Annotated in this window: 23 protein-coding genes; 17 read left to right on the top strand and 6 right to left on the bottom strand. The window is 37.1% G+C overall.

Annotation, left to right across the window (positions count from 1 at the left end; genetic code table 11):
* Positions 1-28 precede the first annotated feature (28 nt).
* The 6 genes from EL194_RS06955 (at position 29) to EL194_RS06980 (ending at position 6,478) form a co-directional block, all read left to right on the top strand.
* Entirely contained in the window at positions 29-1,075 is a 1,047-nt protein-coding gene (locus tag EL194_RS06955) for a PTS transporter subunit IIC (RefSeq protein WP_003773416.1), read from the top strand.
* 21 nt (positions 1,076-1,096) lie between these two features.
* Entirely contained in the window at positions 1,097-2,092 is a 996-nt protein-coding gene (locus EL194_RS06960; protein ID WP_003773418.1) for a D-2-hydroxyacid dehydrogenase, read from the top strand.
* A 91-nt stretch (positions 2,093-2,183) separates the two neighbouring features.
* Positions 2,184-3,227, top strand: coding sequence for an Ltp family lipoprotein (locus tag EL194_RS06965; RefSeq protein ID WP_034886545.1), 1,044 nt, complete (start codon positions 2,184-2,186; stop codon positions 3,225-3,227).
* Between the two features lie 176 nt (positions 3,228-3,403).
* Complete coding sequence (locus EL194_RS06970; protein WP_003773420.1) at positions 3,404-4,684, top strand: hypothetical protein; 1,281 nt, start codon at positions 3,404-3,406, stop codon at positions 4,682-4,684.
* A gap of 290 nt (positions 4,685-4,974) precedes the next feature.
* The gene (locus EL194_RS06975; RefSeq protein WP_003773421.1) at positions 4,975-5,679 is read left to right on the top strand and encodes a GntR family transcriptional regulator; all 705 of its coding nucleotides are present in this window, start codon (positions 4,975-4,977) and stop codon (positions 5,677-5,679) included.
* Positions 5,666-6,478, top strand: a complete 813-nt coding sequence (locus tag EL194_RS06980) for a triphosphoribosyl-dephospho-CoA synthase (RefSeq protein WP_003773422.1) — start codon at positions 5,666-5,668, stop codon at positions 6,476-6,478. The genes EL194_RS06975 and EL194_RS06980 overlap by 14 nt, the downstream gene beginning before the upstream one ends.
* Here EL194_RS06980 and EL194_RS06985 read toward each other — a convergent pair.
* The 4 genes from EL194_RS06985 to citC all read right to left on the bottom strand — a co-directional run bounded on the left by EL194_RS06985 (position 6,475) and on the right by citC (position 9,598).
* Complete coding sequence (locus EL194_RS06985; RefSeq protein WP_003773423.1) at positions 6,475-7,017, bottom strand: biotin transporter BioY; 543 nt, start codon at positions 7,015-7,017, stop codon at positions 6,475-6,477. The genes EL194_RS06980 and EL194_RS06985 overlap by 4 nt on opposite strands.
* Complete coding sequence (locus EL194_RS06990; protein WP_003773426.1) at positions 7,007-7,993, bottom strand: biotin--[acetyl-CoA-carboxylase] ligase; 987 nt, start codon at positions 7,991-7,993, stop codon at positions 7,007-7,009. Before EL194_RS06990 ends, EL194_RS06985 begins: the two co-directional genes overlap by 11 nt.
* Before the next feature lie 93 nt (positions 7,994-8,086).
* Complete coding sequence (gene citX / locus EL194_RS06995) at positions 8,087-8,575, bottom strand: citrate lyase holo-[acyl-carrier protein] synthase (RefSeq protein WP_003773427.1); 489 nt, start codon at positions 8,573-8,575, stop codon at positions 8,087-8,089.
* Positions 8,576-8,578: 3 nt separating this feature from the next.
* Entirely contained in the window at positions 8,579-9,598 is a 1,020-nt protein-coding gene (gene citC / locus EL194_RS07000) for a [citrate (pro-3S)-lyase] ligase (RefSeq protein WP_034886549.1), read from the bottom strand.
* A 180-nt stretch (positions 9,599-9,778) separates the two neighbouring features.
* Between citC and citD the strand changes: the two genes are divergently transcribed.
* The 8 genes from citD to EL194_RS07040 all read left to right on the top strand — a co-directional run bounded on the left by citD (position 9,779) and on the right by EL194_RS07040 (position 17,006).
* Positions 9,779-10,075: a citrate lyase acyl carrier protein gene (gene citD / locus EL194_RS07005; protein WP_003773429.1), complete on the top strand. Its 297-nt coding sequence runs from the start codon at positions 9,779-9,781 to the stop codon at positions 10,073-10,075.
* Positions 10,072-10,965 (top strand): aldolase/citrate lyase family protein, encoded by an 894-nt coding sequence (locus EL194_RS07010; protein WP_003773431.1) that lies wholly within the window; start codon positions 10,072-10,074, stop codon positions 10,963-10,965. The genes citD and EL194_RS07010 overlap by 4 nt, the downstream gene beginning before the upstream one ends.
* A complete protein-coding gene (gene citF / locus EL194_RS07015) occupies positions 10,962-12,509 on the top strand; it encodes a citrate lyase subunit alpha (RefSeq protein WP_003773434.1) in 1,548 nt (515 codons plus the stop codon). The genes EL194_RS07010 and citF overlap by 4 nt, the downstream gene beginning before the upstream one ends.
* Before the next feature lie 9 nt (positions 12,510-12,518).
* Positions 12,519-13,817 carry a 2-hydroxycarboxylate transporter family protein gene (locus tag EL194_RS07020; RefSeq protein WP_003773437.1) on the top strand — a complete coding sequence of 433 codons (1,299 nt, stop codon included), beginning with the start codon at positions 12,519-12,521 and terminating at the stop codon, positions 13,815-13,817.
* A gap of 72 nt (positions 13,818-13,889) precedes the next feature.
* Positions 13,890-15,287 (top strand): pyruvate carboxylase subunit B, encoded by a 1,398-nt coding sequence (locus EL194_RS07025; protein WP_003773440.1) that lies wholly within the window; start codon positions 13,890-13,892, stop codon positions 15,285-15,287.
* Positions 15,284-15,553, top strand: coding sequence for an OadG family transporter subunit (locus EL194_RS07030; RefSeq protein WP_003773443.1), 270 nt, complete (start codon positions 15,284-15,286; stop codon positions 15,551-15,553). The genes EL194_RS07025 and EL194_RS07030 overlap by 4 nt, the downstream gene beginning before the upstream one ends.
* Positions 15,554-15,566: 13 nt before the next feature.
* The gene (locus tag EL194_RS07035) at positions 15,567-15,890 is read left to right on the top strand and encodes a biotin/lipoyl-containing protein (protein WP_003773447.1); all 324 of its coding nucleotides are present in this window, start codon (positions 15,567-15,569) and stop codon (positions 15,888-15,890) included.
* Between the two features lie 3 nt (positions 15,891-15,893).
* On the top strand, positions 15,894-17,006 hold the full coding sequence (locus EL194_RS07040) for a sodium ion-translocating decarboxylase subunit beta (RefSeq protein WP_003773449.1): 1,113 nt from the start codon (positions 15,894-15,896) through the stop codon (positions 17,004-17,006).
* A 47-nt stretch (positions 17,007-17,053) separates the two neighbouring features.
* Here the strand turns inward: EL194_RS07040 and EL194_RS07045 are convergent.
* Positions 17,054-18,228 (bottom strand): IS3 family transposase gene (locus EL194_RS07045; RefSeq protein WP_126345128.1). Its coding sequence is split into 2 segments (ribosomal slippage): positions 17,054-17,955 and positions 17,955-18,228, totalling 1,176 coding nucleotides; the frame shifts between segments, so codons are not numbered across the junction.
* A 107-nt stretch (positions 18,229-18,335) separates the two neighbouring features.
* Complete coding sequence (locus EL194_RS07050; protein ID WP_003773452.1) at positions 18,336-19,559, bottom strand: WD40/YVTN/BNR-like repeat-containing protein; 1,224 nt, start codon at positions 19,557-19,559, stop codon at positions 18,336-18,338.
* Positions 19,560-19,679: 120 nt separating this feature from the next.
* Between EL194_RS07050 and EL194_RS07055 the strand changes: the two genes are divergently transcribed.
* The 3 genes from EL194_RS07055 to EL194_RS07065 all read left to right on the top strand — a co-directional run bounded on the left by EL194_RS07055 (position 19,680) and on the right by EL194_RS07065 (position 21,427).
* Entirely contained in the window at positions 19,680-20,357 is a 678-nt protein-coding gene (locus tag EL194_RS07055) for a DNA alkylation repair protein (protein ID WP_003773453.1), read from the top strand.
* 65 nt (positions 20,358-20,422) lie between these two features.
* Complete coding sequence (locus tag EL194_RS07060; RefSeq protein WP_003773454.1) at positions 20,423-20,875, top strand: CBS domain-containing protein; 453 nt, start codon at positions 20,423-20,425, stop codon at positions 20,873-20,875.
* A gap of 18 nt (positions 20,876-20,893) precedes the next feature.
* On the top strand, positions 20,894-21,427 hold the full coding sequence (locus EL194_RS07065; RefSeq protein WP_003773455.1) for a DUF4256 domain-containing protein: 534 nt from the start codon (positions 20,894-20,896) through the stop codon (positions 21,425-21,427).
* Positions 21,428-21,438 lie beyond the last annotated feature (11 nt).

Below are 21,438 nucleotides of genomic sequence, written 5' to 3' on the forward strand. Positions count from 1 at the left end.
GTTGATTCACAACTTAGAAGGGGAAATTATGGAGAAAATGAATTCCAAAGATTTTATGAATAAGATTTTACAAGGAGCAGCGATGGGGATCGTTGTTGGTTTGATTCCAAATGCAATATTTGGAGAAATTTTTAAGGCTTTAGGAAGCCACTTTGCAGTATTTGCAACATTAGCGGGGATTGTATTCGCAATTCAGTTTACAGTGCCTGTATTAGTTGGGATGTTCTCATCTCTTGAGTTTAAATTAAATGGCCTTCAAATGGCTTCTGTTATTGGAGCTGCATTTATTGGTAGTGGTGCTGCACGTCTTGTTGAAGGTGCATGGGTATTAAAAGGTACAGGGGATTTAATCAATACAATGCTTACTGTTGCAGTCGCAATCTTAATCATTCGTTGGTATAACAACCGTATTCCGAACCTTGCAATCGTTATTACACCAATCATTGGAGGTGTTATTCCTGGATTTATCGGTTTATTAACATTACCTTATGTTGGTAAGATCACAGGTTTATTAGGATCATTAATTGCAAACTTTACAACGTTACAACCGCTCTTAATGATGATTCTGATTGCTGTATGTTTTGCGTTAATCATCGTTACACCGTTATCAACTGTTGCGATTGCATATGCAATTTCTCTTGCAGGTCTTGGTTCAGGAGCAGCAAACGTTGGGATTGCAGCTACTGTATTTACACTTGCTTACGGTTCATCTAAAGTTAATAACAAAGGTACAACATTTGCATTATTTTTTGCAGGTCCGAAAATGTTGATGCCTAATTACTTAAAAAATCCAATTATGTCTTTACCTATCGCAATTAATGCGGCAGTAACAGGCGTTGTTGCTTACATTTTCCAAATTCAAGGTACAACAGCATCAGCTGGTTTTGGAATTACAGGCCTTGCAGGTCCAATTAATGCTTATAGCTTTATGACTGCAACACCTGTTGTGCGAATTATTATCTTACTTGTTCAATACTTAGTTGTTCCATTAGGGATTGCAATGGTTACACATACAATCTTTACAAAAATGGATCTCTATAAAAATGAAATCTTTACATTTAATTCAGGAAAATAACTAACAGAAGGAGCATAAACTATGTATAAATTTATCGTATTTAATGTTCGTGAAGAAGAGCGCGAACTGACACTTGATTGGGCTAAACGTAATAATGTCGAAGTTACAATGGCTGAAGGTCAATTATCAATGGACAACATCCATATGGTTGAAGGTTTTGATGGATTATCTACTAGTCAAAATACAAAATTAGAGCCGGAAATGTATTCAATCTTAAAGGGTTACGGTATTAAACAAATTGCACAACGTAGTGCTGGGTTTGATTACTATGATCTTGATTTAGCTACGGAAAATGGATTAATCATTACAAACGTACCAAGTTACTCACCAGAGTCAATTGCTGAATTCAGTGTTACATCTGCATTAAGTTTAATTCGTAAACTCCGCGTGATTGAAGAAAAAACACGTCAACATGATTTCCGTTGGCAACCACAAATTCGTGCAGGTCTTTTAAAAGAAATGACTGTAGGGGTAGTTGGTACAGGTCATATTGGTCGTAAGTCTGCGGAATTATTCAGTGCTTTTGGTGCTAAAGTGCTTGCATTTGATGTATATCAAAATGAAGAAGCAAAACAATATGTTACCTATGTTGATTCTGTAGAAGAACTTGTTTCAATGTCAGATGTTGTAAGTCTTCATGTTCCCGCAACAAAAGATAACCATCATCAATTTAATGCGGAAATGTTCCGTAAATTTAAACCAAATGCATACTTCATTAATGCTGCACGTGGATCAGTTGTAGATACAAAAGCATTGATTGAAGCGCTTAATCAAGGACATCTTGCTGGTGCTGCATTGGATACATATGAAAACGAAAGTCCTTTTATTCCAAAAGACTTCTCAAATCAAACAATCGAAGATGAACTATTCTTAGAAGTTTTGAATCACGAGAAAATCTTATTCACACCACATATTGCACACTATACTGATGTATCTGTGCGTAATATTATGGAATTTGCCTTGACGTCTGTACTTGAAATTCTAGAAACAGGCACAACTGCAAACCGCGTTAACTAGATATAAAATAGAATTCATAAATTAAAAGACACTTTATGGTGTCTTTTAATTTATGTTTCAGAAAAAGTACAAAGGGGAAAGAAAACTAATTATGAAACAGTCGAAAAAATTTGGAATTGTGTTTTTGATTTTATTAATGCTTGTTGGGTGTGGCCAAACAAAAACCGTGCCACTTAAAGCTATAACAGTGGATCATGAAAATTTGGGTATAACACTTCTAGAATTGGAACAACATGTTGTACAGAATCTAAAAGAACGCATGAAATCATCCAAAGAATCATTTCAGATTTACGGAGAAAATATTTATACGCTAAACCTTAAACATGATGTAAATATTATGGCTCGCTTGGTTGATGAATATGTGACTGAAGTCTATTTTACGGTAGATTACGATATTAGAGAAACAGAAGATGCCACTGAAATCGGTCGGTTTATTGGGGAATCACTCAGTGAGCTTTCAAATGATTTAATGCCTTCAGTGAATCTTAAAGAGGTTATTAATACATCAAGTGATCGATATCACGATTTTAAACTTGAAGATGTATATTATCGTTCGGATTTAATTGATGATAGTACCATTTTCTATGGCGATGCAGTCTCCGATCATATTCAGTTTTATAATGTATTTTCAAAGAAGTATGCTACGACTGCAATGACACAACTGGGTTTCCGATATACTGAATTTAGTGATGATCTTGAATATACAGCGCATCAAAAAGAGCTCAATGATGAGGCTAAAAAGGTTGAGGAAGAAAAAATCAAAAAAGCTCAAGAAGAGGCTGATAAGAAAGAGCAAGAAAAAAAAGAGAAAGCAGCACAAGATAAAAAATCTGAGAAACCAGCGCTTTCGATGTCTCAAATTAATGCGAATCGAAAAGCAAGGGAATATTTAAACTATAGTGCATTTTCACGTGCGGGTCTGATCGAACAACTTGAGTTTGAAGGTTTTAGTGAAGACGATTCAACACGTGCCGCTGACAGTACAAATACAAATTGGAATTTACAAGCTGCTCAAAAAGCACAGGATTATCTTAATTACACAAGTTTTTCACGCGATGGTTTAATCGAACAACTTGAATTTGAAGGGTTCAGTAGTGAAGAGGCACTGTATGGTGTTGAAAAAGTAGGATATTAATATTTAAAGGTGCATGTGCACCTTTTTTTATGAAGTTGTACGTACCATTTGGTTATTTTTAATCTTTCTTATTAGAGAATTAATGTTGGTTTTAAGTCGTAAATGAATAATTGATGAAGTGTCCCCAAAGGATGTTTAGGAATGATAGGCTTTAGATAGGATACAAGGAGGTATATATGAAAAAAAGGTTTAGAGTTATCCTACTTACTTTACTTATTTTTGGATTGATGCCTGCACAAACAGTACGAGCTTCATCAACATCGCTTGTAGAGCTTATGGCAGGTGGCGGCAGTGAGGGAGAGGGAGAATGGGTTGTCAATTTACGGACTGATGCAAATGATACGCTCATGCTTTCTGAATTTGAACTGGAAGTTAATGATCATACGGTATCACTGCCTATCGCTTACGGTGATGATGATACAACATCCGTTTCTCTTATCACTGAAACAGATATTATGCCGCTTCTAAATGATAGTCAGCGAGAAGAATACAAAACCTTAAAAGCATCATACAATCAATCAAAGCAAACTTTTGATGACACATGTGAGGTCGTTGAATCGCTTACAGAGGACACGGATGAATGCAGCATCCTTCGACAAGATGTGACGAAGGCTCTGGATGAATTGAATCTTTATTTTGAAAAAAATCTTCAATATCGTATGAAATTCAGTACACGAGATGGAAGAAAAGGTATCTATGAGTTTAAATCAGCTCAAGAATTATTTAAGACAAAACGAATTGAACTGCCTTTAGAGGAAAACACGAATAATCCCTATCCCGATTTTGACTTAAAAGAAGGAGAGTATCTTCTTATTCGTTATGCGGGACATGGCTATTTTGGGAGTGATTATTATCGAGCTTATATTCGATTGTTTACATCGGATGATGTTTATATAGAGTCGATTGATACTTACATCAATGGAATTAAGGCGAATACACAAAAACAAGAAAAAAATGTGTTGATTCATTCTGGTTACCCAATAACAATCTCAGAATTTGAAAGTTTTCTCTATGATGAAGCACAATCTGAGGAAAGAGAACAATTAATTATTAAAGAAGAATATAAAGACTTATTGAGTACCGAACAGATTGATGCATTGCGAGATTTTTACACAATGGCAAGTCGCGCAACACCGGATCATTTGGAATATTTGAAAATTGTAGATGATATATTTAGTTTTGATATGAATATTAAAAATGGAAACGGAGATCGCGTCACGTACACGTTTAAAGATGTTTCATCTCTGAATGATGCAGTGCATGATGGTTTTATTATTAGTTTTGATCATGTTAATCTTGAAAATCATGAGGATAAAGGTTTCAATGCAAATTCAGGAAAGGAAGCAGAGCAGTTAGAATTTGATGCGAACATCTTACCGGAAACCGGTATTGGCAATCAATCCATTATTTTAGGCTGTATTTTTATTACTTTAGGGTATTACTTGAAACGTAGTTAGTTATGTTATTTTTATATTAGAGTAAAAGACACCCATTTTAGGGTGTCTTTTTGTTTTAATTTCATGTACTTACTCTCAAAATGAGCCACAAATCATGAAATGTATACTAATTTTTCACGTTTCATCCTAAAATCTTAGGGTATAATGAAAATGAATCTATTTTTAGGTCATAAGTAACATAAATTGCACAATTTTTTCATAGTGTTTTTTAAGTGTTTATAATGTATACATTTGAGTTCTTTCTCCATATAATGAACTTAAATAGGTATTTTTAACAGAAGGAGGTAATGATGAGAGATTATATGAGTGATGTCATTAGTATGATTGATTTGAATCAAAATCTTCCCTTGAATCAGATCATCTATGAAGGGTTGCGATCCGCAATTATCCATGGTGTGATTCCAATGGGAGAACGTATCAATGAAAAGCATTATGCCCAAGCACTAAATGTGAGTCGAACGCCGATACGAGAGGCGTTACACCGAATTCAAAACGAAGAGATTGTTCAATATGTGCCAAATTATGGCATTGTTGTTACTACATTTACTCATGAGGATGTCTATGAGATTTACCAAATCCGAACGGCTTTAGACATTCTCGCAACCACAAATGCAATGCGACTGATGACACCAGAACGGGAAGCTGCTATGGAGACCTTATTAACGGAGACAGAAGCGGCACAAGCTGTGGGGGATGTTGAGAAAGTCATTGCAATGTCGAAAGAGTTTAATACGATGATTTATCGTTTTGCGGAAATGCCGCGGTTAGAAACAATTCAGAATCGACTTCGAGATTATATCATTCGATTCCGAGATATATCATTAAAAGCGGATAGTCGTCGTGCTAAAGCACTCCATGAACACCGACTCATTTTCAGATGTTTAAAAAATAATGATGTCGAACAAGTTCAGATGGTAATTACGGAACATCTTCTAGAATCTCGGGATTTTATTCTTTTAGAAATGGACCGACAATTACAATATGAAAAAAAATGATCTTGTATTACTTGCTTTAAAGTCTTTAATTTTAGAAGTCAGTTTATATCCGAAACCTGGATTGGTAGATCCTATGGATTCGGGATCACACGATGATATGGATTATAATATGTTTTTAGAAAGTTGTTTTGCGTTGGTTCCTGGATTTGAAGCATACTTTGACGCTGGACTCAATCATCGTGGAACATTACCGGAACTTTTTGAGGTAATACGAAACGTTGGTATCGAAAATGAGAAGGCAATGTTTCATGCGACGGAAAATGTTAATACGCATAAAGGTGCTAATTTTCTATACGGTGTGGTTATCGCTGCTATTGCTTTCATGGACATGCCCGATTTAAAGACGCTAAGGGAAGGGATTCAGGCCATGACATCAGGACTTGTTGATGCGGAGCTTAAGTCACTTATAGTTTATAAGACCCATGGAGAGCGCATGTTTTGTGACTACGGGTTTACTGGAATACGTGGTGAGGTAGAAGCTGGGATTCCTCATGTCTTTGAAGTGGCCTTACCAATGTTAGATTCTGATAACGATAAAGTAGTTGCCCGAAAGAAAGCACTGCTTGCTTTAATGCAGTCAAATAATGATACGAATATGCTTAAACGTGGGGGGATTGAAGGTCTTGAATTTGGGAAGTCCCGTGCACACAGTCCTTACCAAGATTTAGATGAACATCTTATTCAGATGAACTACGAATTTATCGAACGTAATTTAAGTCCTGGAGGTACTGCCGATTTACTGGCTTTAAGTATTTTTATTCAAATGTATCGTGATCAACGATTAAAGGATGCTGATTAAGCATCCTTTTTATTTTTAATGTGTTCGGGCATTCGTGATGCGATAAATGCACTCAAAGTCATAGATAACACATCTGTAGGAATAAACATGAAACAGTATGAAATAAATAATTTTGAAATGGGTAATGCAATTCCGTGATAGGTTTTAAGATTAAAATACAAAATTGGAAGGGCAAGTGTATAAAGGATGGTTTCTCCGGCTACAAAGGCAAGGAAACGGCGGTTTTTAGGTAATTTATGATATAAGGTGTTAATAATATAAACCATGGGAATAAATCCTAAGATAAAACCAAATGTTGGTGACATAACGATATTTGGGCCTGACATGCCACCAGCAAAAACAGGTAAACCAATAAGTCCCATTATAATATATATTAATACTGCCATTACCGCTTGTTTTCGAGTTAATAAAAGTGCACTCAAGCAAATTGCTAAGACCTGAAGTGTAAAGGGTACAAATGGAACCGGAATTTTAATCATGGATCCAATAATGATAAATACTGAAAATAGAGATGATAGGGCTAAATCTTTAACGTTCATATTTTTTTTCTCCTTGAATACTTACTTCTCCTGAGTTTAATGTACGGATATTTTGGTCTTCATCACAAACAATGAGTTGACCTTTTTCATCAATATCCTTTACGTAGAACCGTTGTGAGAAGTCTTGATTGATATAAATGTAATGATTGATGATAAAGCATGATGAGCGATAATCGTGAATGATGGTTTTACGATTATGCGGAAAATCTGTATAGAGGTTAAAGAAACTGTCTGTGATGGTTGCGATGAGTTTATTGCGATCAATGTCCGTTTGGATATGTTGATCGAGTGATGTATAAATCTCATTCAATTCTTGAGGAAGGTTTGAATCATGGAAAACATTGAGTCCAATACCCAAAATGAGATAACGGTATTGATTGCTTTCTAAAATAATCTCACCTTCTGTAAGGATGCCTGCAAGTTTCTTGCCATCAAGGTAGATGTCGTTAAGCCATTTTATATCGACATCGAGTTGGTATAAAGTGTATAGTGCTTCTTTCACTGCCAAAGCAGCAATAATCGTAATGAGCTGGGTATCTTCTAGAGAAAGCGTCGGTACAAAAGCGAGACTCATGTAGATACCGTTTTTTGTTGGTGAATAAAACGAACGTCCTTTGCGTCCACGTCCTTCACTTTGATGATCGGTTACCACCAAAAAGGGATTCGTAAAGGTTTCAGGAATCATCGCTTTAGCCGAAGAATTTGTGGAAGGAACGCTGTCATAACAGTAAACATCTTTAATCAATTCGTATTGCAAATGACTGCGGATTGCAGCACGGGATAAATTGTTTGCGTTATGAACTAACTTGTAACCACGGTTTCGGACGGATGAAATGGTATAGCCCTTTTTACGAAGTTTATCGACTTCTTTCCATACATTGGCACGTGTCATATGAAGGATGTCGCCGATATGTTCACCGCTGATAAATGCATCTTCGTGTTCAATGAGTAAATCGAGAACGGTTTTTGGTTTCATAGTATACTCCTTTGCGAATGAAGATTAACATAAAAACACCCCATTGTAAACTTGAAATAACAAAGAGTTTACAATGGGGTGTTTTTTTAGTGTTTATTGTGACGATTTCACGTTTTCGATGAGGGTATTGATTGTATCGATTACGGTATCAAGGGTATGCTTGCGACTTCGGCTGCATCCATGTGCATCATCATCACAAATAAGACATTTACGCGGTGCAATCCCCAGATCTTTACGATTGATGCCCTCGACATCAAGATCGAAAAGGCGACCAAGCGGATGTGTATCCTCCAGGTTGACCATGGCTTCTTTCACCGCTTCAGCTTTTAAATCGCTGATGTAATAAGCTTCAGGACCAGTATGATTTTCAAGTTGACAGTCATAACATTTCGCGAATTGATCCAATTCAAAGATTCCTTGCTTGAATGCCCACTGATAATTGGGCGTTGATTTAGTAGGACCTGGAATATTCAGTTTAAAACTGATGATTGATTGGGTAGGGAATTGTTTTTTGAGGTCAGCGATTGTTTGTACACGTTTTTCACGGGCATCAAGCATTGCTTCTAAAGTTACTTCATTCATACATTAAGCTCCTTTTAATGCCGCGATTACCTGTTTGCCTTCTTCACTGATAAAAAACGCAAAGGTTGTTTCTGGGACAAAGTGTCGCACGGCATCAAGGTTTTCTTCAGCGAGCAGTGAACGGACCTTGGTTGCGGAAATAATACTTTCCTCATTTCCGATACGATCGACAATTTCTAAATCAAGTTTTCCCTTAAATTCTTCCTGCAAGGCCTCATTATAGATGTTTGTGGCATTTGAAAACGGCTCAGAACCGACATAACGTTTGGTTATGTTTAGGGCTGGAGCGATGTGGTGCGCAAATACACGGGCATCAAGTCGTGCTTGGACAAAGGTCACATCATCATCTTCTTTTAAAAAGTAAGAAGGGAAGGTAGCGCTTGAAACCATATAATTCTCAGTTGGAAGGACCTTCACATTTTTAAGATGTGCAGTACCTAGACGTACAAGCTCAATACGTTGTGCTGCTTTAAATGCACTCATTTCTTCACTCAATACAAAAACATAGACGTATTTGCTTTCGGAAGCCGCTTTTTCTACCAGAAATTGATGACCCAAGGTGAATGGGTTGGCATTCATGACGATTGCGGCAGTGTTGGGCGCGTTTTGATTTAAAGATTCGAGGTTTTTAATAAAAGCATCAAAACCTGTGATGGCTTTCTCCATAAAAACAAGTGTATGATCTACAGATTCAATCTCATGAAAGCCGAGATACTCAAAACCTTTCTTGCACCCTGGTTTTGTATAAACATAATGTTTAAAGAACCCTTCTTGTACATTTTGATTCATGACATGAGAAATGATTTCATTAAAGAGTGATCCACCTTGATACGTCGAATCTACCGCGACGCACTTGATAACATTTTGATATCGTGATGCTGTCGCAATCAGTTCGTCTTCTTCATTATAATATCCGTAAGTCTCATCTAAGGTAGATTCCTCTCGAATGCCTTCTTGCATTAAGAGGTTTAACCATTTTTCCTTAACGCTTGGATTTGATTTGATATAGAGTTTTTTAATCATAATAATCTCCTTTTCTTCACAATTCAATAATAGCATACCAAAGTTTTGTTTCATAAGTGTTTTTTGAATGTTCTTTAAGGACCCTAACCCTTGATGTAAGCGTTTGCCATATGGTATTAATTAAGTACAGGAACCTATGTTACAAGTGTGATGTTTGTGATTTAGGAGGAAGGAGAAGAAATGGAAATAAAACACAGCGCAATAGCAGGTACATTAGAATCAAGTGATGTACAAGTTATGGTGGAACCTTCTACAGATGGAGTCTCTGTAGAATTAAACAGTAGTGTCATAAAACAATATGGCGCTCAAATTCTTGAAACGGTTCATGAAGTCTTAGACACATTAGAAGTCAAAGATGCGAAAATTGTCGTTCAAGATCAAGGTGCTTTAGATTGTACAATCAAAGCACGCGTACAAACTGCTGTTCTTCGTGCAAGCGATACAGTCGATAACCTACCTTGGGGGTCTAAATTATGAAAAATAGAATTAGACGTACGATGATGTTCTTAAATGCACAACGTGCTTCACTTGTGAAAGATGTTTATGTTTACAAGCCAGATTGTGTCATTTTAGACTTAGAAGATGCTGTTTCAGAAAGTGAAAAAGATTCAGCACGTGTTCAACTTTACCACACGTTAAAATCAGTGGATTATCATAGTGTAGAACGTTGGGTTCGTATTAATCCCGCAACAACAACGTATTATCATGAAGATATTCGTGCAGCGATTGCAGGCGGTTGCGAAGGAATTCGTTTACCAATGACCGAAACTAAAGAAGAAATCTATGATGTGGAACGCTTAATGGCGGAAGCAGAAAAAGAATTCGGTCGTGAAGTGGGATCAACAATGTTAATGGCAGCCATTGAATCACCACTTGGAGTTATCAACGCATATGAAATCTGTACAGCAAGTCCACGTATGATGGGGGTTGCATTAAGTGCAGGTGACTTTACACGTACCATGCGTGCAACACGTACTAAAACGGGAGAAGAGCTCTTTATGGCTCGATCAATGCTTGTGATTGCAGCACGTGCTGCAGGCATTATGGCATTTGATACAGTGCATACAGACCTTAATGATTTCGAAAGTCTTGAAAAAGAAACACGATTGGTTAAAGACATGGGATTTGATGGGAAGTCAATTATCTCACCAAGACAAATTGCGACAATCCATAAAGTCTTTACACCAACTCAAAAAGAAATCGAACATGCTCTACATATCGTAGAAGGTGTTAAGGAAAGTGCTGCGAAAGGTATTGGAGTTCTTATTGTTGATGGACAAATGGTTGACGTTGCCCACGTTGAAGGGGCAAAACGTACCCTTGAACTCGCTCAAGCAGCAGGCGTATATAAGGGGGATTTAATATGAAAAACAAAGTAAATCGTATAATTCCTGATGAATTTCTAGTAGATGGTGTTGAAGCCTTCCAAGGACAATATTATCGTGATAATTATGAGTATACAAAAGCTGCACCAACAATTAAAGCTCAAGTAAACCCACATGATTCAAAAGTTTTAGCTTCAATTCGTGAAGCCATTGAAAAAGTGGGACTTAAAGATGGTATGTGTATTTCATTCCATCACCACTTTAGAAATGGTGATTACATTGCGGCAATGGTCTTTGAAGTGATTAAAGATATGGGAATTAAGGATCTCTATCTTTGTGCATCCTCTTTAGGAAAAGCACATGCTTCAATAGTTCCGTTAATTGAAGATGGTACGATTACAACCATTTCATCTTCAGGTGTTCGTGATGAAATTGGGGATGCAATTTCTGCAGGAAAACTTAAAAATCCAGCATTAATTCGTTCACACGGTGGTCGTGTTCGTGCTATTGAAACTGGACAAGTTAAAATTGATGTTGCCTTTATTGGAGCACCAACAAGTGATGTATACGGAAATGCTTCGGGTAAAGGTGGAAAAGCAGATTGTGGTGTTCTAAGCTACTCTGATGTTGATGCACGTTATGCTGATAAAGTTGTCGTAATCACAGATACACTTGTTCCTTACCCAAATAATCCATATTCAATTAAAGGAATTGATGTTGATTATGTTGTTGAGGTTGATAAAGTTGGAGATTCGTCAAAAATTGCAGGAAATGCAATTCGTATGACGCAAGATCCTCGTGAATTAATGATTGCAGAATATGCAACCAAATGTGTTGTAAACACACCATGGTTTAAAGACGGCTTCTCCTTCCAAACTGGAGCTGGTGGTGCAAGTTTAGCAGTAACACAATTCTTGAAACAACCAATGGAAGAACAAAATATTAAAATGAGTTTTGCTTTAGGTGGTATCGTTAAACCCATGGTTGATATGCTTAAAGAAGGTTATATTCATGCGATTGCAGATACACAAGATTTTGATATCGCAAGTGTTGAATCAGTGCATGAAACACCAAATCATTTTGAAATTTCAACTTCTGAATATGCAAACCCATTAAATAAGGGTGCATATGTTAATAAGTTGGATTATGTAATCCTTGGAGCACTTGAAATCGATGTTGATTTTAACGTTAACGTTGTTGTTGGTTCAGATGGAACCATTCAAGGAGCACCGGGAGGCCATGTTGATACATCAGCAGGTGCTAAGTGCTGTATTATTGTTTCACCATTAGTTCGTGGTCGTTTAGCAACAGTCCGTACATCCGTAACATCCGTAACAACACCTGGAGAAAGTGTTGATATTCTTGTTACTGATTATGGGGTTGCGGTGAATCCTGCAAGACCTGATATTCTTGAAGCACTTAAGAAAACAGATTTACCATTAGTTACAATTGAAGAATTACGTGATATTGCATACGACATTGTAGGGGAACCTGCAGACATTGAGTTTGAGGATAAAGTCGTAGCGTTAGTAGAATATCGCGATGGAACACTTATTGACGTGATTCGTCAAGTAAAAAACATCTAGGGGGACATTATGTCAGAGAAAAAACAACTTAAGTTTTACGGGATTCAATGGCCAATTATGCTAGCAATCCTTGCAATCGGTGCACTCGGAATCTTTACAGAAACATTCGGAACCGATATGCCTGCAACACTATTAGTTATGTTTACAATAGGTATTCCACTTTATGAAATCGGAAACCGTATCCCAATTTGGAATAAATATGTTGGGGGAGGAATTGTTCTTGCGTTCTTAGGAACATCCGCAATGGTATACTTCAATATTCTTCCAGAAGTATATGTAGAATCAATTGGAAACTTTACAGAAAAAGTAAACTTCTTAAACTTATTTATTATTGTATTAATTACCGGAAGTGTTTTATCACTTGATCGTAAAGTTTTACTTAAGAGCTTTGTAGGATATATTCCTGCAATCCTTGGTGGATTATTAGGAGCATTCTTACTTGCTTCAGTTGTTGGAATTTTCTTCGGGAAAGCACCACAAGATATTATCTTAAACTATGTTCTACCTGTAATGGGTGGTGGTAATGGTGGTGGAGCAGTTCCACTATCACAAATGTATGCGGATGTTACCGGTCTTCCAAGTGAAAACTACTACCAATTCGCTATCATTATTCTTACAGTCGCAAATATCTTTGCAATCATGATGGCATCATTACTTGACCGTCTTGGTGAATTACGTCCGAACTTAACAGGTAATAAGAGCACAATCTTACGTAATGAATCTGAAGAACTTGTTAAAGAAGATGAAAAATATGATCCAACACTTCAAGATGTTGCTGCTGGACTTGTATTAGGACTTGCTTGCTTTGGTTTTGGATTCTTAATGAGTAAATTAATCTTACCAAGTATCTTTGGTGTTAAGATTCATAATCTTGCTTACATGATTATCTTTGTAGTTATCCTAGCTGCAACAGGTGTTGTACCTCAAAATATTCGTGAAGGTGCAAAACGTCTTCAATCATTCTTCTCAAAATACCTTGTACTAATTATCATGGTTGGAGTTGGTGTTGATTTAGACCTTGGTGAACTTGCTCGTGCATTATCATTTAGTAACGTTATTCTTGCCCTTGCAATTGTTGTAGGAGCAACACTTGGTTCCGCTATTGTTGGTTGGTTCGTAGGATTCTACCCAATCGATGCAGCGATTACAGCTGGTTTATGTATGGCGAACCGTGGTGGTTCTGGAGACCTTGCTGTTCTTGGAGCTGGAGACCGTATGGGACTGATGGCTTATGCACAATTATCATCCCGTCTTGGTGGGGCGATCGTGCTCATCATCGGATCCATATTATTCTCAATCTTTATGTAATGAATGATGGAAAGAGAGAGACTTCAAAGTCTCTCTTTCATTCCGTAATGCAATAGTTCAGAAAGGAGATCTATGCAAACAATTAAAATTAATGATGTAACGGTACGTGATGGAAATCAGTCGTTACTTGCAACACGTATGGAACATGAAGACATCCTTAAAATTTTAGCGGAAATGGACCAAGTAGGTCTGAATGCGATTGAAGTTTGGGGCGGTGCTACCTTTGATGGTGCACTTCGTTTCTTTAAGCGCAGTCCATGGCAAAATTTAAGAGATATGAAACGCGTTGCACCCAATACACCTTTTTCGATGTTGTTACGAGGTCAAAACATTGTAGGATATCACCATTATGATAACGATACGTTAGAACGATTTATTCGTCTAAGTCTTGAAAATGGGATTGATATTATTCGTGTATTTGATGCTTTGAATGATATTGAAAATGTAAAGAATGCAATCTATTTTATTAAGAAACATGGTGGACACTGTCAAGGAGCAATTTCTTATACGGTAAGTCCTGTTCATAATATTGATTATTATGTTACTTATGCAAAACAGTTGGTTGAAGCTGGATCGGACTCGATTTGTATCAAAGATATGGCGGGAATTTTATTACCGGATGTAACCTTTGAACTTGTGAAGCGTTTAAAAGAAGAACTTGATGTTCCAATTAACCTTCATTCACATGCAACAACAGGTCTTTCAAGTCTTGTTTTTGAACAAGCGATGAAAGCTGGTGTCGATATTGTGGATGGTTGTATTTCACCATTTTCAAATGGAACATCCCATATTGCATTGGAAACACTGCTCGAAACTGCACATGTCACAAATCGTGAAACTACACTTACACACACTGCCTTACAAGGCGCATACGAAGAAGCAAATGAACTTGCAACGAAATACATTGCAAGTGGTCAATATCCTGCGAAAGCATTAATGATTAATCCCAATATTTTAACGTATCAAGTTCCTGGTGGAATGCTCAGTAATTTAATGAGTCAGTTAAAAGATCAAGGTGCATCCGATCGTTACGAAGAAGTTCTAAAAGAAATTCCAAAAGTTCGTGAAGATTTGGGTTATCCACCGTTAGTAACACCCCTGTCACAAATGGTAGGAACACAAGCGGTCTTGAATGTCTTAACAGGCACCCGTTATAAAATGGTACCTAAGGAAATTAAAGATTATGCTATGGGTCTTTATGGCACATTCCCAGGTCCTGTTAACGAGGAGATTATTAACCTTATCTTGAAAGATGAAAAACGTGTTGAAAAACAACCTGTTGAATCCATGCCAAGTGTTTATGAAGCAAGTAAAATTGAACTTGAATCAAAATTGGGTCGTGAAGCTTTAGAAGAAGAAGTGTTATCCTATATTCTCTTCCCTCAAAATGCTATTTTAGAAGGTGAAGAACCTAAAGTTCGTCCTGAATTCATTGAGTTCAAGATGTTTGATGGAGGAGCTGTGAAATGAGTCCAACATTTACATTTTTAGATGGATTAACTGTGAGTTTATTTTCAATGCTTGTTGTGTTTGTTATTCTTTTACTTTTGGCGCTTGTACTTCAAGTATTTACAGCGGTGTTGTCGAAGTTTGATAAACCGGAAGCACCAACAGAACAAAGAATTGAAGATAATGATGAAGAACGTCGTCTTGTTGCGAAACTTGTTGTGAGCTGTTTAGCTCAAGAAAACGAGTCTCAAAATATTCGTATTAAATCAATTAAGAGAGTTAAGTAGAAGGGAGATATGAATGGAAAAATATAAAGTATCTGTAGATGGAAAAGTTTATGAGGTTGAAATTGAGAAAGTTGGAGATTTTGAACCAACAGTGTCAACACCAGTCTCATCAAGCGGTTCTGGATCTGCATTAAAAGCACCGATTCAAGGATCTGTACTTAGTGTTCTTGTGAAACCCGGACAATCTGTTTCAAAAGGTCAAGCCGTGATGGTTATTGAAGCAATGAAACTTGAAAATGAAATTGTAGCCGATCAGGATGGTGTGATTGATCAAGTGCTTGTTTCCGAAAAACAAGTAGTCGATAATGGTCAAGACTTGTTGACCTACCGAGGTTAAGATATGTTAAATATTCTATTTGATTTCTTAAATCAAACAGGTTTTGCTGCTATGACCTTAGGGCAATTTGTGATGATTGTTATCGCATGCACACTGTTATTTCTTGCGATTAAAAAGGGATATGAGCCTTATTTACTCATTCCAATTGCATTTGGTATGTTGCTTGCAAATTTACCGTTATCAGGGGTTATGGAAGAAGGTGGTGTTTTAAACCTTCTTTATCAAGGGGTTCACCTTGGTCTTTTCCCACCACTGATTTTTATGGGAGTTGGGGCGGCTACCGATTTTGGTCCGTTGCTTTCAAACCCTAAAAGTTTAATTCTGGGTGCTGCGGCACAGTTTGGAATTTTCTTCGCTTTCTTAGGTGCAATTGCACTTGGATTTAATGTGATGGAAGCATCCAGTATTGGAATTATTGGAGGTGCTGATGGACCAACAGCCCTTTACTTAACAAGTCAATTGGCACCACATTTATTGGGTCCTATTGCAGTTGCTGCTTACTCCTATATGGCGCTTGTACCCGTCATACAACCGCCAATCATTCGTGCTTTAACTTCAAAAGAAGAGCGCGAAATTAAAATGGTTCAACTTCGTGAAGTGTCTAAAAAAGAAAAAATTCTCTTCCCGATTGTTGTTACGATCTTAGTGTCACTCATCGTTCCAAGTGCTGCACCTCTTGTGGGGATGTTGATGTTTGGAAACTTAATAAAAGAAGTCGGTGTTGTTCCCAATTTAGTTGAAACAGCTAAGAATCCTTTGATGTATACCATCACAATTTTCTTAGGAATGACAGTTGGTGCGACAGCGAATGCTGAAACCTTCCTTAATACACAAACTTTAGGGATTATTGCTTTAGGTCTTGTAGCCTTTGCTGTTGGAACAGCATCAGGGGTTATCGTTGCTAAAATAATGAATCTCTTTATTAAAGATAAAATCAACCCAATGATTGGTGCTGCAGGGGTTTCTGCAGTTCCAATGGCTGCACGTGTTGTACAAGTTGAGGGTCAAAAAGCAGATCCATCAAACTTTTTACTCATGCATGCAATGGGTCCTAATGTTGCAGGTGTCATCGGTTCTGCAGTTGCTGCAGGATTACTCCTCACATTTTTTGGATAATAGCTTAAAAAAACACCCGGTATTGGAACTGACCTAGTTCCGTGGGACTAAAGAAAAAACCAAGTTAGGACGAGGTCAACCGATAGATAATTTACGGGAGATTGATATCCTAGCTTTTCTTGTATTCGATTTTCATTGTAATATTTTAAATAGTTTATCACAGTTTGTGATACAATTTTAGTAGAACCCTTTAGTTCTGGGTTTAATTCGAATGTTTCACACTTTAGCGATGAATGAAACGATTCGATAGGAGCATTATCAGCGGGCGTACCTTTACGGGACATACTCATGGTAATGCTTTTATTTTTCACCCTAAGTTGATACTCTTTTGATGTATAGACACTCCCTTGATCAGAATGAAGAATACATGGCTGAACGATATCCGGAAATTGATTTAATGTATCAACCACACATTCTAGGTTTTGTCTGTCACTCAGTGTAGACGCAATAATCTCACCATTATATAAATCCATGATCGTAGATAAATAGAGCATCTTATGACCATAAGGGATGTAAGTGATATCTGTCACCAATTTCTCTAGAGGACGCAGTGATTTAAAGTCGCGATTAATGATATTGGGCATAATGATCTTCGGATTTTTGTTTTTTCTATACCTTTTGACCTTAACACGGCATTGACATTGATGTTTCTGCATTATCTTTTGAACAGTGTTCTTATTGATAATTCTTTCTTTTCGAATTAATGCAGTTATTTTTCGATATCCGTAGCGAAATTTATTTTCTTTACAAAGTTCAATTACTAATGCTTCATTGACAGAATAATTATTAGACTCTAGTTGCTCTTTTTTAGTCCAACGATAATACGTTGACTTAGGTACCCCAAAAAGATTCAAGATATCTTTAATAGATACAGTGTTGCGATACTCTTCAACGAGCTTGATGATTATTTCAGGAACCACATCCTTTCTCTTTCCAAATACTTTTTTAATAGTTCAATTTGTTGCTCCAAAGATTTAATTCTAAGGCTTTGTGTTTCTTCGACCGTGTCTCCTTCAGGCCCTTTTCCAAAAGTATATTGCTTGCCTACCGGTTGAGAAAATCGATAGTGTTCACCATTTCGATACCATCTCCACCATGTTTTGACTTGAGCTACATTTTTTATTCCAAGTTCAGTCTGAATAAACCTGCTTGAGTATCCTGCCAATTTCATTTCTATAACTTTCATCTTTGTCTCATAGCTATGCAAAGTTCGTGTTCCCATATAAAAACCTCCTATATTGAACTATTTTACAATAATTCTCATACAAGAGGTTTTTTTCTTTAGTCTCACGGAACTGGGTCAGTTTCATTTTAATACTGGGTGTTTTTTTATTTGAAAAATACTTTAGGTGGAATGATGTATTCACTAAAGGTCCACGTATCGCCATTATCGGTACTGATAAAGACCGCATCAGCATTTTGTCGGTAGTCGCCATTGTTTTGGGTAAGTCTTACCGATAATTCGTTGTTCTTGCGTATGGGTGCTGTTGCTTGAATAAAAATATCATTCCAGCCGATAGCGGTATCGTTAAGTGTTTGTGCTGGAAGGATAACTTCAGTAAAGGTTTCACCGTAATCATTACTTCGATAAAGGTGTGGTGAATTGGGTTGGGTTACCCAAAGTGTTTTAGGGTCACTTAGGGATGCATCAGTTATCTTGTTGGTATAGTTTGGGATGGGTTGTGAAGTCCATGTTTTACCATTGTCCAAAGTATAATGATAACTTACAATTTCTGAGTTTAATGCGACATGACTGGACAAGGCAAGAATGCCTGTCTCATTCACGAAATCGAGATAAGCGGCAGTAATAATTGATAATGGAGGTTCATGAAAGATGGTTGTTGAGGACCAGCTTGCGCCTCCATCCATTGTTGCAGTTACGATAACCTTGCCATCTTTCTTATTTAAAATTTCATGATGGTTTTTTGAACTGAAGATACGCTTGTCTTCTTGAAAATGACCTTGCGAAGATGTAGTGAAGTCGTCTGATTCTACCGGGGTTTCAATCCAAGGACTGTCTTCATTTTCGCGTATACGCAAAAACATATTCTGGTCATCATAAAAAGATGCCTGAGGATCTGTTTCGTAATCCGGGGTTGTAGGGAAATGCTTTTCCTTATAGGTTTTTTCAGTCATATCGTTATGATATCTCAGTACATCATTTTCCAAATTCATATATAGAATTAAGTGGTATTCGTAGTGAGTGTTATTTTGTAAGGGCAAGGTTTTAAAAAGTTTATCCGGTCGTTTTGTTGCTTCGGTTGAAAGTTTCACATCGAAGATCCACCAACCTTGCTCTTCAGCTACAGGATCTATCGATTTCAAAGCTTCGATTTTATAATCAATCAAGGGAGCTTTTTGGTTGAGTTTTGATTGATGAGTACGAAGGTAGCCACTAAGCCATGCATTCATATTTTCATCTTGGCTTAGGGCGGGATTATACTTTGAAGTATAACGTGTAATCTCAGGTGCTTGGGCGCTTATATAGAAGTAAGCCAAGAGAACTGTTAGAGATATAATGACAGCGAGAATGTGTTTCATTGTTTTCGACATAAAGACTCCTTTTTAATAAGCATACGACTTTCATTAAATAAATCAAGAATAGAATGTCTCGGGTCGTTAGAAGCGTCAAAATAATAATTAGACGTTATAATAGATTCTAGAGGTGATGATATGAAAACGTGGACCGTTGAATCCGTTGTTTTGTATTTAGATGATTTTAAAAATGAGAGTCGACGTAAGACCTTGATGAAACAAGGTGCAAATGATAAAACGGAGGGAGTTCCTTTAGGAATTATGCGCAAATTGGCAAAAGAAATTGGGAAGGACCACCAATTAGCTTTCTCTTTATGGGAACTTAACATTATTGATTATCAATTGCTTGCGGTACTTCTTTTTGATCCCAATGAGCTGGATGAAGTGACCGTATTTAAATTTCTCAATGAGATTCAGGTTATGACGCTTCAGGAGGACCTTATTTTTCGATGTCTTGTTTTCTCACAAGATAAAGATGTGTGGGTTGAGCGTTTGAAGTTTGAGACTGCAGATCATTTAGGGCGTGCTTATTGGACTTTTGTTGTGGATGCAATTAAGCGAAAGCAGAAATCAGAGCTTGAACTCATGGCTTTATTGGATGAGATTGAAGTGAATTTAGTTCGTGCGCATCCCTTAACGCAATGGATGATGAATCGAGCTCTATGTGAGATTGGCTTTGGTTATTCTGAATTTGTGGATAGAGCTTATGAGATTGGTGAAGCATCTGCGGTCTATAAAGATATGAAAGTAGCTAAAGGATGTACATCAGCGTATGCGCCTTATTGGATGGATGCGGTTTTAAAACGGAATGTGTAATGTTATGTGATTTGGTGGTCGTCTTTGGAACTCATGGTAAAATAAGGGTGTAAAAGGATGGGATTATGACAACATTAAATAATATTAATTCAAAGCATTTAAATGAAGCACCTTATACAAGTATTGCATTTTTATTAAAACCTAAAGGCTTGATTGGATATATTACAAATACCGCAAGTGTTCGACAAGCGTTAGAGAAAATGAGGTTCCATGGCTATACTGCGATGCCTGTAATTACAGAAGATGGTCAATTTTATGGAACGATAAATGAAGGTGACTTTCTTTGGTATTTAATTCATGAACAAATAACGGACATGAAAGATGTTGAAGAAGTGTATTTAAAAGATATTATGCGTCATTCTTGGAATCCACCGGTAACCATTGATGTTGATTTAACTTATGTTTTAGAACGTATTTTAGATCAAAACTTTGTACCCGTTGTGGATGATCGTAATAAATTTATGGGGATTATTACGCGTAAATCAGTACTAATGTATTATCAAGATATGAATCGGTAGAAGAAAGGGAGAGTTTGGATGAATCAAAAGGAATTGCTTATAAGTTTACAAGAACGGTTTGAAATGAATGAACACCGTCATCCTACGATTGTTTGGGATGATGTTCTTGAAGGGATTCAGTCAAATTCACACGTTTTAGATTCGCTTTTATGGATGGAAGAAACGCAAGGGGAACCGGATTTGTTTGTTTTGGATGACGGTTCATGGATATACATGGATTGCGCTCCAGAAAGTCCTGTAGAGCGACGTAGCTTGTGTTATGACGCTTTAGCCTTAGAACAACGCAAGAAGAATAAACCGAGCGGCAGTGCCGTTCAAATTGCGCAGGAGGCAGGGGTGCGTTTGTTGGATGAGACGCTTTACCGCTTTCTACAAAATCATGATGTCGTTGATCAGAAAACATCATCGTGGATTGAAACACCCGCAAAAATCCGTAATCTCGGAGGTGCTTTATTTGGAGATTACCGCTATGGTACAGTGTTTATTTATCATAACGGCGCAGATTCCTATTATGCAGCTCGAGGATTTAGAACTTATTTAAAAATAAAATAAAACAGATTCGA

The organism is Erysipelothrix rhusiopathiae, assembly GCF_900637845.1.
GTDB classification, from domain to species: Bacteria; Bacillota_I; Bacilli_A; order Erysipelotrichales; family Erysipelotrichaceae; genus Erysipelothrix; species Erysipelothrix rhusiopathiae.

Coding starts and splice junctions, on each gene's coding strand:
- EL194_RS06955 (WP_003773416.1), top strand. CDS start 29: ATGGAGAAAATGAATTCCAAAGATTTTATGAATAAGATTTTACAAGGA.
- EL194_RS06960 (WP_003773418.1), top strand. CDS start 1,097: ATGTATAAATTTATCGTATTTAATGTTCGTGAAGAAGAGCGCGAACTG.
- EL194_RS06965 (WP_034886545.1), top strand. CDS start 2,184: ATGAAACAGTCGAAAAAATTTGGAATTGTGTTTTTGATTTTATTAATG.
- EL194_RS06970 (WP_003773420.1), top strand. CDS start 3,404: ATGAAAAAAAGGTTTAGAGTTATCCTACTTACTTTACTTATTTTTGGA.
- EL194_RS06975 (WP_003773421.1), top strand. CDS start 4,975: ATGAGAGATTATATGAGTGATGTCATTAGTATGATTGATTTGAATCAA.
- EL194_RS06980 (WP_003773422.1), top strand. CDS start 5,666: ATGAAAAAAAATGATCTTGTATTACTTGCTTTAAAGTCTTTAATTTTA.
- EL194_RS06985 (WP_003773423.1), bottom strand. CDS start 7,017: ATGAACGTTAAAGATTTAGCCCTATCATCTCTATTTTCAGTATTTATC.
- EL194_RS06990 (WP_003773426.1), bottom strand. CDS start 7,993: ATGAAACCAAAAACCGTTCTCGATTTACTCATTGAACACGAAGATGCA.
- citX (WP_003773427.1), bottom strand. CDS start 8,575: ATGAATGAAGTAACTTTAGAAGCAATGCTTGATGCCCGTGAAAAACGT.
- citC (WP_034886549.1), bottom strand. CDS start 9,598: ATGATTAAAAAACTCTATATCAAATCAAATCCAAGCGTTAAGGAAAAA.
- citD (WP_003773429.1), top strand. CDS start 9,779: ATGGAAATAAAACACAGCGCAATAGCAGGTACATTAGAATCAAGTGAT.
- EL194_RS07010 (WP_003773431.1), top strand. CDS start 10,072: ATGAAAAATAGAATTAGACGTACGATGATGTTCTTAAATGCACAACGT.
- citF (WP_003773434.1), top strand. CDS start 10,962: ATGAAAAACAAAGTAAATCGTATAATTCCTGATGAATTTCTAGTAGAT.
- EL194_RS07020 (WP_003773437.1), top strand. CDS start 12,519: ATGTCAGAGAAAAAACAACTTAAGTTTTACGGGATTCAATGGCCAATT.
- EL194_RS07025 (WP_003773440.1), top strand. CDS start 13,890: ATGCAAACAATTAAAATTAATGATGTAACGGTACGTGATGGAAATCAG.
- EL194_RS07030 (WP_003773443.1), top strand. CDS start 15,284: ATGAGTCCAACATTTACATTTTTAGATGGATTAACTGTGAGTTTATTT.
- EL194_RS07035 (WP_003773447.1), top strand. CDS start 15,567: ATGGAAAAATATAAAGTATCTGTAGATGGAAAAGTTTATGAGGTTGAA.
- EL194_RS07040 (WP_003773449.1), top strand. CDS start 15,894: ATGTTAAATATTCTATTTGATTTCTTAAATCAAACAGGTTTTGCTGCT.
- EL194_RS07050 (WP_003773452.1), bottom strand. CDS start 19,559: ATGTCGAAAACAATGAAACACATTCTCGCTGTCATTATATCTCTAACA.
- EL194_RS07055 (WP_003773453.1), top strand. CDS start 19,680: ATGAAAACGTGGACCGTTGAATCCGTTGTTTTGTATTTAGATGATTTT.
- EL194_RS07060 (WP_003773454.1), top strand. CDS start 20,423: ATGACAACATTAAATAATATTAATTCAAAGCATTTAAATGAAGCACCT.
- EL194_RS07065 (WP_003773455.1), top strand. CDS start 20,894: ATGAATCAAAAGGAATTGCTTATAAGTTTACAAGAACGGTTTGAAATG.